General features: G+C 62.0%; 11 protein-coding genes. 4 read left to right on the forward strand and 7 right to left on the reverse strand.

The features are described from left to right. Positions 1–10: 10 nt before the first annotated feature. On the forward strand, positions 11–952 hold the full coding sequence (locus ACFOW7_RS10750; RefSeq protein WP_378163995.1) for a carbohydrate kinase family protein: 942 nt from the start codon (positions 11–13) through the stop codon (positions 950–952). Between the two features lie 117 nt (positions 953–1,069). Beyond that, a complete protein-coding gene (locus tag ACFOW7_RS10755) occupies positions 1,070–1,768 on the forward strand; it encodes a substrate-binding periplasmic protein (protein ID WP_378163997.1) in 699 nt (232 codons plus the stop codon). A gap of 49 nt (positions 1,769–1,817) precedes the next feature. Here the strand turns inward: ACFOW7_RS10755 and ACFOW7_RS10760 are convergent, their stop codons facing one another. The 7 genes from ACFOW7_RS10760 to ACFOW7_RS10790 all read right to left on the reverse strand — a co-directional run bounded on the left by ACFOW7_RS10760 (position 1,818) and on the right by ACFOW7_RS10790 (position 6,334). Then, complete coding sequence (locus ACFOW7_RS10760) at positions 1,818–2,330, reverse strand: hypothetical protein (protein WP_378163999.1); 513 nt, start codon at positions 2,328–2,330, stop codon at positions 1,818–1,820. Further along, complete coding sequence (locus ACFOW7_RS10765) at positions 2,323–3,372, reverse strand: AAA family ATPase (RefSeq protein WP_378164001.1); 1,050 nt, start codon at positions 3,370–3,372, stop codon at positions 2,323–2,325. The genes ACFOW7_RS10760 and ACFOW7_RS10765 overlap by 8 nt, the downstream gene beginning before the upstream one ends. Positions 3,373–3,433: 61 nt before the next feature. Then, complete coding sequence (locus tag ACFOW7_RS10770) at positions 3,434–3,625, reverse strand: zf-HC2 domain-containing protein (protein ID WP_378164004.1); 192 nt, start codon at positions 3,623–3,625, stop codon at positions 3,434–3,436. Beyond that, positions 3,622–4,200, reverse strand: a complete 579-nt coding sequence (locus tag ACFOW7_RS10775) for a sigma-70 family RNA polymerase sigma factor (RefSeq protein WP_378164006.1) — start codon at positions 4,198–4,200, stop codon at positions 3,622–3,624. The genes ACFOW7_RS10770 and ACFOW7_RS10775 overlap by 4 nt, the downstream gene beginning before the upstream one ends. Positions 4,201–4,282: 82 nt before the next feature. Further along, complete coding sequence (locus ACFOW7_RS10780) at positions 4,283–5,239, reverse strand: homoserine kinase (protein ID WP_378164008.1); 957 nt, start codon at positions 5,237–5,239, stop codon at positions 4,283–4,285. A gap of 10 nt (positions 5,240–5,249) precedes the next feature. Then, positions 5,250–5,576: a DUF2782 domain-containing protein gene (locus ACFOW7_RS10785; RefSeq protein ID WP_378164010.1), complete on the reverse strand. Its 327-nt coding sequence runs from the start codon at positions 5,574–5,576 to the stop codon at positions 5,250–5,252. A 23-nt stretch (positions 5,577–5,599) separates the two neighbouring features. Continuing rightward, complete coding sequence (locus ACFOW7_RS10790) at positions 5,600–6,334, reverse strand: LOG family protein (RefSeq protein ID WP_378164012.1); 735 nt, start codon at positions 6,332–6,334, stop codon at positions 5,600–5,602. A 65-nt stretch (positions 6,335–6,399) separates the two neighbouring features. Here ACFOW7_RS10790 and polA point away from each other — a divergent pair, with 65 nt between their 5' ends. Beyond that, complete coding sequence (gene polA, locus ACFOW7_RS10795; RefSeq protein ID WP_378164014.1) at positions 6,400–9,138, forward strand: DNA polymerase I; 2,739 nt, start codon at positions 6,400–6,402, stop codon at positions 9,136–9,138. A gap of 388 nt (positions 9,139–9,526) precedes the next feature. Further along, positions 9,527–11,011: an amidase gene (locus ACFOW7_RS10800; RefSeq protein ID WP_378164017.1), complete on the forward strand. Its 1,485-nt coding sequence runs from the start codon at positions 9,527–9,529 to the stop codon at positions 11,009–11,011. Positions 11,012–11,125 lie beyond the last annotated feature (114 nt).

Raw genomic sequence — 11,125 nt, forward strand, 5'->3', positions numbered from 1 at the left:
GACGATTTCCATGGCTACGCTGATTTGCGGTTCGGTCGCTTACGACACCATCATGGTGTTCCAGGATCACTTCAAGAACCATATCCTCCCCGACAAAGTGCATATGCTGTCGGTGTCGTTTCTGGTCCCGGAGATGCGGCGCGAGTTCGGCGGTTGCGCCGGCAATATCGCCTACAACCTGAAGCTGCTGGGCGGCGACCCGATCATCATGGCCACGGTCGGCCAGGACTTTGCCCCCTACAAGGACCGGCTCGACCAGCTCGGCATCCGCTACGACTGCGTCCGGGTGCTGGAGCAGCAATACACCCCGCAGTGCTTTATCACTACCGATCTGGCCGACAACCAGATTACCGCCTTCCACCCGGGCGCAATGAGCTTCTCGCACGACAACGGCTTTGGCCACGTCAGCGGTGAGATCAAACTCGGCCACGTCGGCCCCGATGGCCTCGACGGCATGCTGAAGCGCTGCCGTGACTTCCAGGCTGCCGGCATTCCGTTCGTGTTCGATCCAGGCCAAGGCACGCCGCTGTTCACTGGCGAGCAGCTGCTCGAATGCATCCGCGCCGCCGACTATGTCACCTTCAACGATTACGAGGCCGAACTGGTACGCAGCAAGACCGGTCTCGGTGCCGCCGAGCTGGCGCGCGACGTCAAGGCGCTGGTGGTGACGCTGGGCTCGCAAGGCTCGACCATCTACGCCGACGGCAAGGTATTCGATATTCCGGTGGTGCAGCCGGTCAGCGTGGTCGACCCGACCGGCTGCGGCGACGCCTACCGTGCCGGCCTCCTGTACGGTATCGAGCGCAACTGGGACTGGGACACCACCGGTCGCCTGGCTTCGCTGATCGGTGCAGTCAAGGTGGCAGCGCGTGGCGCCCAGAACCATCATTTCAGCCTCGACAGCCTCGCAGAAGCCTTCCGCCGCCATTTCGGCCGCGAACTGCCGCGCTAAGTCATCGCGCAGTAAGCCACGATAACGGCGGTCTGAAGACCGCCGTTGTTGTTTCTTGCGGAGCCTCCCGGCGCGGTCTAGCCTGAGTTGGTCAAGGCCACTTCAGGAAACACTACTATGCGCCGCATCTTCGCCCCTGCCCTCCTGTCCGCCCTGGCGCTGCCCGCGCTGGCGCTCAATCTCACCACCGAAGACTACCCGCCCTACAATATGACCCAGGGCGGCAAGGTCGGCGGTCTCGCCACCGAGATCGTCGAGGAAATGGCCAAACGCGCCCAGGTGCCGGTCAAGATCGGCCTGTTCCCCTGGGAGCGCGCCTACAATATGGCCCAGTCCGACCCTGACACCTGCGTCTACTCGACCACCCGCACTCCGCAGCGCGAGGCGCTGTTCAAATGGGTCGGGCCACTGGTCAATAACGACTGGGTGCTCTACGCCGTCGACAATGCCAAACCGATCGCCAAGATCGAAGACGCCAAAAACGCCAAGATCGGTGGCTACCGTGGCGATGCCATCGCGGTATTCCTGAAGGAAAACGGCTACAAGGTCGAAGAGACCACCAACGACAGCCAGAATCCCGAAAAGCTCAAGGCCGGCCGGATCGACTACTGGGCCACCGGCAAGCAACTCGGCGCCTATCTGGCCAAGCAGAAGGGCATCACCGGCATCAAGCCCATCCTGACCTTCAAGGAAACCCAGATGTATCTGGCCTGCGGCAAGTCGGTGCCCGACGCCACCATCACCAAGCTCAACGACGCACTCAAGGCGATGCAGGGCGATGGAACGATGGACAAGATCAACAAGAAGTATCTGTAAGCGCTCAACACGAAACGGCCAGCGGATGCTGGCCGTTTTGCTTGGCTATTCACGACTTGTCCTCGACCATCCAGGGCATTTCGGCACGGGTTGTCGCTCGCTCCACCACACGAGGATGCGGATCAACCGCTTTCAGCAACTGCCGCAGTTTCTGCTGTACATCGGCTGGCTCAATCGCCCGCCGACGCAGTTTGGAATGCTTGGCCGGTTGCTCGAGATGGAGCACCACACGCAACTCTTTGCGCTGGGCAACCGCCTTGGCCAGCTTCTTTTCTTCCGAATCATTAGCGTTGAATCTGGCAGCCAGCAATCCCGCCAGGGTATCGCGCACCTTAGCGGCTACCTCATCACCGAGATCCGTGGGCTTGGTTCTGGTATGGCCGCGATAGTCTTTCACCTCGATCAGCCAGACGGCGGTACTGTCCAGGCAGATCATATCTACCGCCTTGGTGCCGCCGAAGGCACTGTTGAACTGATTGCGATAGAAAGACCAGTCATCGTATTTGCCAGCCAGCGCCGTATCGAAGCGAAAGACCAGCAGGCCTTCCTCGATCTCAACCATTGTCCGGCTCCATCCCCATGAACCGGTCGGACTGCTTCAACTCCTCATCGAGCAATACCAGGGTTTCCAGATCTTCGACGCTATCGCCCTGCTCCAGCTCAACACCGTGTTGACTGGCTTTGAGCGAAAAATAGCGCTGCGCCACTGTCGCCAAGTCAGGTCGGGAGGCAAGCATTTCCAGCTCACGCAGCAGAAACAGGGAATGGGTTGCCATGAATACCTGCACACCTTGGCTGCACAAGACCATGATGCTTGCGGCAATTACCTTGATAAGCTTGGGGTTCAGATTGGCTTCCGGCTCATCCCAGAATAGGCACCCTTGCTCCAGCAGCTCGCCGGTACTGACCAGACGAGCCAGCATCGCTACCTTACGTAAGCCTTCTGCCACCAAGGGCATCTCCAGCTTACCCTCACCCGGAATCTGCAAATAAAAACGCCCCGTCTGTCCATCTACGATGACCTTGCCACCCATCGCTTCCTCAAGCCGGCCCAACAGTTTGGCAACCACCGTGCTACGCGCTCCACGCAAACCAGGCGCGCCAAGCAATGAACAAGTATCGCGCCAGCTTTCCTCAAATTCGACGTGATAGTTGTCGTAAAGCGGTACAAACCACGGACAGAGCGTCAAGAGTTCACGGGTTGGCAAGAAAACTGGAGATTTCTCGGGACGCGCCGTAGGCAGCTGGTCTATTTGCACGGAATTGACGGCCTGAGATGCGAAATTGATGGCACAACTCTGATCCGCTCTTCTCATCTCCACAGCCAGCTCACAACGCTCCCGCCCCTGCTTTCGCTTAACTAGCCGTCCCAAGGTGTCTGCACGGAACACTCTTACCAGCTTTTCGGCGTATTCCCTTTGTAAAGCCGTCTTGGTCAATTCACCTGATCCGCTCGCATTGACTTTCAAGATCGAATAAAGCGCCTTGAGCAGATGCGTTTTGCCCAGACCGTTTTCGGCGATCACGACGTTGAGACCCGGCGCGAAACGCAAATTGTCGTTTGGCAGGGTGGTGAAATTCTGGAATCTGGCGCTTTTGATCATGGGTGGCCTCTAGCGAGCCAAGCGGCTGAGGATAAGAGAGCTGGCCAAGGAGAGGCGAGGCTTATTCGTCTGCCGACCCGCTGTCGGGACGCTGTCTCGCCGCCTGCCGCAACCACCCGATCTGCGCCCCGAAACGCCGACAGTAGGCGCACTTGAGCACATGCCAGCGCAGCGACCAGCGTTCGGTGCGGGTGAGTTCTCGGTCCATGGCTGCCGACAGCAGTCGGGTAGCCTGTTTACAGCTCAGCATCATGATGGCGTCCGTCCGAACCAATGTTGGTCGAGGCAAAGTCGCAGGCTCATCCGCGCCCGGTACAACAGGACTGAACAATTGGTCGCACTGATATCGAGATTCTGACAAATCTCGTCGATTTCACACCCCAGGTTCTCGCGCATCGCGAACACCAGGGCCGTGCGCTTGGGCAGCCGCTCGGCGCAGCGCTGGTAGACGCTCCAGAAATCGCGCTGGGTCAGCGCGGCTTCGGGGTCGGCCCAGTGGCGCGGGCCGTCCGAGCCCCAGTGGCCGGTCCTGTCGAACAGGCTGTCGAAATCGCTCAGATCCTCCTCGTCGGCCGGGCCGTCGAGCAGCAGCGGGTCACGGGTCTGGCGCCGCTGCAAATCGATGATCTTGTGTTTGAGGATGCCGGTCAGCCAGGTACGTACGCTCGACTGGGCAGCAAAACCCTCACGCGCCTGGACGGCCGCGAGCAAGGTATCTTGCACCACGTCTTCGGCCAGGGTTTCGTCGCGCAACTGGTAGAGGGCGTAGCGCAGCAGATAGTCGCGATACTGGGCAAGCTGCTCGGAGGCCAGCGCGGATTCGCTCATGGTTTCTCGAAATAAAAAAACACGCAAAAACGGTGCAACCATCCATGCGTGTTTTAATTAAAAGGAAAATTCTACTGCCAGATCAGGCGTCCAGCCACTCGGTGTGCTCGCCGCGCAGGGCATGACGTTGCAGGATGTGCTGGAAGTAAGCCGGGTCTTTCCGATAGGTCAGTTCGCCCGGGCTTGGCTTATGCCAGTCATACAGCCGCGAGACCCAGAAACGCAGCGCCGCCGCGCGCAGCATCAGCCACCAGGCGTGGCGCTCGTCCTCGCCAAGCGGCCGGGCCGACTGATAGCCGGCGCAGAGTGCGCGGGCGCGTTCGGGGTCGATGTCGCCGCCGTCGATCGCGCACCAGTCGTTGACCGTGATGGCCAGGTCGTACAGCAGAATATCGTTACAGGCGTAGTAGAAGTCGATAAAGCCGCCGATGCGTTCGCCATGCATCAGCACATTGTCGCGGAACAGATCGGCGTGGATCACCCCGGTCGGCAGATGGGCAAAACGGTGGCGGGCCTGCAATTGCACTTCGGCCCGCAGCAGGGACAGCGTCTCCGGTTCGGCGGCGAGATAGGGGTAGAGCTGCGGCGCCACCCGGTTCCACCAGGCCGGGCCGCGTGGGTTGGGCATATGGCCGGCATAGGTTTCGCCGGCGCGGTGCATCTGCGCCAGCATCACCCCGACTGCATGACACTGCCGCTCGCTCGGCTGCTCGGCCACATCGCCGTCCAGCCAGGTGGCGAGCACGGTCGGGCGGCCGTTGAGCTGGTCGATATATTCGTCGCGCTGGTTGGCGATCGGGGCGGCGCAGGCAATGCCATGGTGGGCCAGATGCGCCATCAGATTGACGTAGAACGGCAGCTCCTGCGCCGACAGCGTCTCGAACAGCGTCAGCACATAGCGGCCCTGGTCGGTGACCACGGCGTAATTGGTATTGGTGACACCCTCGGCGATGCCTTCGAGCCGGACCAATTGGCCGATGGCATATCCCTTGAGCCAGACCGCCAGCTGCTGCGGCGTAACGACAGTGAACACGGACATGAGGCGCCCTTCAGAAACGCTTGATGACCCAGCGCGGCACCGAGTTCTTCGGCATGATTTCGCGCCGGACCATGCTGCCGCTGCCGTTCTCATCGATCAGGAAATACTCGGGCCCGACCTTGGGTCGTACCTTGACCATATAGAGCTGGCCGTTGACCCGGTACTCGGTATGGGTCGCATCGGCCTTCTCGATCACCCGGACTTCCGGCTCGGGTTCGGCGGCCGGGGCCTCGGACGGGGTCGCCGTGGCCGGCGGCAGCGGTGGCGGCGGCGGAATATCGGCGGCCAGGGCAGCGCCAGCCAGCCACAGCAGCAGACAGTACGACAGGGTACGCATGGTCGGTTCCTCCTGGCCGGCGCTTACAGACTGAGCTGCATTTCGCGTTCGGCCGGACTGGGGGCGAAACCCCGGGTCTCATAGAATTTGAAGATCGCATCGACCACCGCACGCGGCTCGTCGATCACCTGGATCAGATCCATATCTTCGGGATTGATCATGCGCTCGCCAGCGAGCGTGGCTTTCATCCAGTCTAGGAGACCGCTCCAGAACTGGCTGCATACCAGGATGATCGGAATCCGCCGCGATTTGCCGGTCTGGATCAGGGTGAGCGCCTCGGACAGCTCATCGAGCGTGCCGAAGCCGCCCGGCATCACCACATAGGCGGTGGCGTTCTTGACGAACATCACCTTGCGGGCGAAGAAGTGACGGAAACTCTGACTGACATCCTGATAGGGATTGCCGTGTTGCTCGTGGGCAAGCTGGATATTGAGCCCTACCGAAGGCGAGCGGCCATGGAAGGCGCCCTTGTTGGCGGCTTCCATAATGCCGGGGCCGCCGCCCGAAATCACCGAGAAACCGGCGTCGGAAAGTAAACGGGCGATCTCCTCGGTGAGCTTATAATACGCGTGGTCGCGTGGGGTACGGGCCGAGCCGAAGATACTGACTGCGGGCTGGATTGCCTGCAAACGCTCGGTCGCCTCGACGAATTCCGCCATGATCTCGAACACCCGCCACGCCTCGCGGGCGCGGTAGGCATGCGACGCCGCCAGGGCGGCTGGGTCGGTTACGCTCGGTAGTTTGTCATGCACACTCATAAACCACATCCCGGAGCCATCAGGCTCGTTTACCGGCGCGGGCGGGGCCGCGCCAAGGATATTCGATGACAACGCTCTTACTGATCGACGGCTCGTCCTACCTGTACCGTGCCTTCCACGGCCTGCCCGATCTGCGTAACAGCTCCGGCGCGCCCACTGGCGCGCTCTACGGCATGATCGCGATGTTGAAACGTCTCGCGAAGGAACAGCCGGCCGATTATATCGGCTGTGTGTTCGATGCCAAGGGCAAGACCTTCCGCGAAGATCTCTACCCCGACTACAAGGCCAACCGGCCGTCCATGCCTGACGATCTGCGCTTGCAGATCGAACCGATCCATCAGGCGGTGACGGCCCTGGGCTTGCCGATGCTGATCATCGACGGCGTCGAAGCCGACGACGTGATCGGCACCCTGGCCCGCCAGGCCGCCGCAGCCGGCCATGATGTGGTGATCTCGACCGGCGACAAGGATATGGCCCAGCTGGTCGATGGCACGATACGCCTGGTCAATACCATGAGCAACGAAACGCTAGACCAGACCGGCGTGCTCGCCAAGTTCGGCGTGCCGCCCGAGCGTATCGTTGACTATCTGACCCTGGTCGGCGACGCGGTCGATAATGTGCCGGGCGTCCCCAAATGCGGCCCGAAGACTGCCGTCAAATGGCTGGGCGAATGGGGCACGCTCGATAATCTGATTGCCAATGCCGAACGGATCAGCGGCGCCGTGGGCCAGAATCTGCGCAATACCCTCGACTGGCTGCCCATGGCGCGCCAGCTGCTGACCATCAAATGCGATGTTGACCTGAGCGGGGCGCTGCCGCGCGGCATCGAAGCGCTGCGCCCCAACGCCCCCGATCGCGATACCCTGCGTCAGCTCTACCAAACCTACGGCTTCAAGACCTGGCTCAAGGAACTCGACACGCCAGGCAATGGCGCGGCGTCCCCGGTCAATCCCGCTGTGCCGGCACCCGCGGAGCCGGGTGAGCCGGTCGAGCTGGCACGCGACTATCCGGCGATTCTCGACGAGGCCACACTCGATCGCTGGATCGCCAAGCTGACAGCCGCCCCGCTCGCTGCCGTCGATACCGAGACCGACAGCCTCGATCCGATGGCTGCCCGTATCGTCGGCATCAGCTTTGCCGTGGGCGAAGGTGACGCTGCCTATCTGCCGCTCGACCATCGCTATCCGGGTGTGCCCGAGCAGATCGGTCTTGAGGTAGGCCTGGCCAAGCTCAAGCCCTGGCTGGAAAACCCGGACTGCAAGAAGGTCGGCCAGAACCTCAAGTACGACCAGCATGTATTTGCCAACCACGGTATCCGACTGGCCGGGATAGCCGCCGACACCCTGCTCGAGTCCTATGTGCTCGACGCCACCGAGCGTCACAATATGGACGATCTGGCCGCCCGCCATCTCGGCATCAAGACCATGGTGTACGAGGATGTCTGTGGCCGTGGCGCCAAGCAGATCGGCTTTGAGGCCGTCGAGATCGAGCAGGCGGCCCGTTATTCGGGTGAAGACGCCGATGTGACGCTGCGGCTGCATCACACTTTCGCGCCACGGCTCGCTGCCCTGCCCCGGCTCGAGGCGCTCTATCGCGATATCGAGCTGCCGGTGCGCGAGGTGCTGTTCAAGATGGAGCGCCATGGCGTGCTGATCGACCGCGAGCAGCTGGCGCGCCAGAGCCACGAGATCGGCCAGACCCTGTTGCGGCTCGAACAGGAAGCCTACGAACTGGCCGGCCAGCCGTTCAATCTCGGCTCACCCAAGCAGATCGGCGAAATCCTGTTCGACAAGCAGCAGCTCCCCGTCCTCAAGAAAACGCCCAAAGGCGCACCGTCGACCGATGAGGATGTGCTGGAACAACTGGCCCGCGACTATCCGCTGCCGGCGAAGCTGCTGGCCCACCGCTCGCTCGCCAAGCTCAAGTCCACCTATACCGACAAGCTGCCGCAGCGCATCGATCCGCGCACCGGCCGGGTCCATACCAATTACGCCCAGGCCGTGGCGGTGACGGGGCGGCTGTCGTCCAACGAGCCCAATCTCCAGAACATTCCGGTACGCACCGCCGAAGGCCGCCGCATCCGCGAAGCCTTTATCGCGCCGCCGGGCAGCCATATCGTTTCGGCCGACTATTCGCAGATCGAACTGCGCATCATGGCTCACCTGTCGGGTGACGAAGGCTTTATCGAGGCGTTCCGCCACGGCGACGACATTCACCGCGCCACGGCAGCCGAGGTATTCGGCGTGGTCAATGCCGCCGATGTCACGTCCGAGCAGCGCCGCTACGCCAAGGCGATCAACTTCGGACTGATCTACGGCATGAGCGCGTTCGGCCTCGCGGCGCAGCTCGGTATCGAGCGCGGTGCGGCGCAGCAGTACATCGACCGCTATTTCCAGCGCTACCCGGGCGTCGCCGACTATATGCAGCGCACCCGTGAACAGGCGCGCGAGCAAGGCTATGTCGAGACCGAATTCGGTCGCCGTCTGGCCGTGCCAGAAATCCGCTCAAGCGTGCAGGCCCGCCGTGCCGCCGCCGAGCGCGCCGCGATCAACGCACCGATGCAGGGCACAGCCGCCGATCTGATCAAGCTCGCCATGATTGCGGTGCAGAACTGGATCGAACGTGAACAGCTCGCCAGCCGGCTGGTGATGCAGGTCCACGATGAACTGGTGCTGGAAGTGCCAGAAGCCGAACTCGACCGAGTGCGCGAGGAACTGCCGACGCTGATGTCGGGCGTGGCCAGCATGACCGTGCCGCTGCTGGCCGAAGTCGGCTATGGGCCGAGTTGGGAAGCCGCGCATTAGAAGAAGAAAGCCGGCCATCGCGAAAGGGTGGCCGGCTGACTCTTTTCGGTAATTTCTCTTGTTTATCCGCTCTAGTTCTTGCAAAGATTTGTCAATAATCTTTCCATCAAGTCTCTACCTTTCTTCTCCCCCTCCAGGTTCCCACTGAACCGGACGCTCCTGTCCGCCAGTGCCCGTCAGCAGCCGGCAGCGATGATTCGCTACTTATTGGCTGGTTTCTGCTCCACTACTTGCAGACAATCGGGCAGAAATCCACTGTCCGGCCATGGCGCCGCCAACCCGGCGACTGTTGGTACTTTTGCTTCAATTACCCTGTTTTTCGACAAAACGTCTGCATCGGCAGCGATAGCTCTCTATCCTATGGCGGTCTTTTCCCCTTGCCCTGCCCATGCTCGACTTTTCTGAATACCGCCGTTACGACGCCCTGGGTCTGGCCGATCTGGTGCGGCGCGGTGAGGTCAGTTCGCTGGAGTTGCTCGACACGGCGCTTGCCCGCTGTGAGGCCGTCAATCCGGCGCTCAATGCGGTGATCCGCCAGTTTCCCGAACGCGCCCGCCATCTGGCCGCGACCGCCCGGGCCGAGGCGCCGTTTGCCGGGGTGCCGTTTCTGCTCAAAGATCTGCTGGCGGCGTTGGCGGGGGAAGTGCTCGGTTACGGCTGCGCCGCCTTGCAGCAATTCCGGCCCGCTTACGACAGCGAACTGGTGCGGCGCTTTCTGGCGGCCGGGCTGGTCCCGTTTGGCAAGACCAGCACGCCCGAATTCGGCCTGCTTGGCTATACCGAGCCCAAGGCACATGGCCCTTGCCGCAATCCCTGGTCCTTATCGCATACCCCGGGTGGCTCCTCGGGCGGCGCCGCCGCAGCGGTGGCGGCGGGTATCGTGCCGCTGGCCCATGGTGGCGATGGGGGCGGATCGATCCGGATTCCCGCCGCCAACTGCGGTCTGTTCGGACTCAAACCCAGCCGCGGCCGGGTGCCGCAGGGGCCGGATTTCGCTGAAGTCTGGTCCGGTGCGGTACAGGAGCACGCGCTCAGCCGTTCGGTACGCGACTCGGCCGCGCTGCTCGACGCGATTGCCGGGCCGGATGTCGGTGCGCCGTATCGGATTGCCCCGTCGGCCCGCTCCTACCTCGAGTGCGTCGCCACCCCGCCTGAGCGCCTGTGTATCGGTGCCGTGCTCGAATCGAGCGCAACACCCATCGATCCCGACTGCCGTCAGGCGGTCGAAACCACCATCAGACTGCTCGAAGACCTGGGTCATCGGGTCGAAGTCGTCGCCCTGCCTTATGAGCACGCTGTGCTGGTCGAATGCTATCTGAGCATGTACTACGGCGAAGTGGCGGCGGCGCTCGATTGGCTGGCCGAGGTACTGGGACGCCCGGTCGAGCGCGAGGATGTCGAGCTGGAGACCTGGATTCTGGCCCGGCTTGGCCGCCAGCGCAGTGCCGGTGAGCAGACCCGCTCACGGCAGCGCTGGAACGAACTGAGTCGGGCAATGGGGCGTTTCCATCTTCATTACGATCTGCTGCTGACGCCGACGCTGGCGACGCCACCGGTGCGGATCGGCGAACTGGCGACGCCAGCCAGAGAAAGTCTGGGATTGAAATGGGCCGATCGGCTGGGCCTGTCGCACCTGCTGCTCGGCTCGGTCCACAGGGAAGCCCGCCGCAGTTTTGCCCGCCTCCCGTTTACCCAGCTCGCCAATCTGACTGGCCAGCCGGCGATGTCGCTGCCGCTGCATTGGAATCAGGCCGGGCTGCCGATCGGCGTGCAATTGGTCGCCGCCATCAATCGCGAAGACCTGCTGTTCTCACTGGCCGGCGAGCTGGAAAGCGCCGCTCCCTGGTTCGACAAGGTACCACCCGAGTGTTGAAAAGCGCTTAATTAATTGGCATGTTTTAGTAATTAATTTACATACTCAGCACTAATAATTACATACATTGTGCATATTTTTTACCACGGAGACAGCAGCGGCCCCGACGATTCT

The sequence above is a fragment of the Chitinimonas lacunae genome (genome assembly GCF_042650885.1).
In the GTDB taxonomy this organism is placed as follows: Bacteria; Pseudomonadota; Gammaproteobacteria; order Burkholderiales; family Chitinimonadaceae; genus Chitinimonas_A; species Chitinimonas_A lacunae.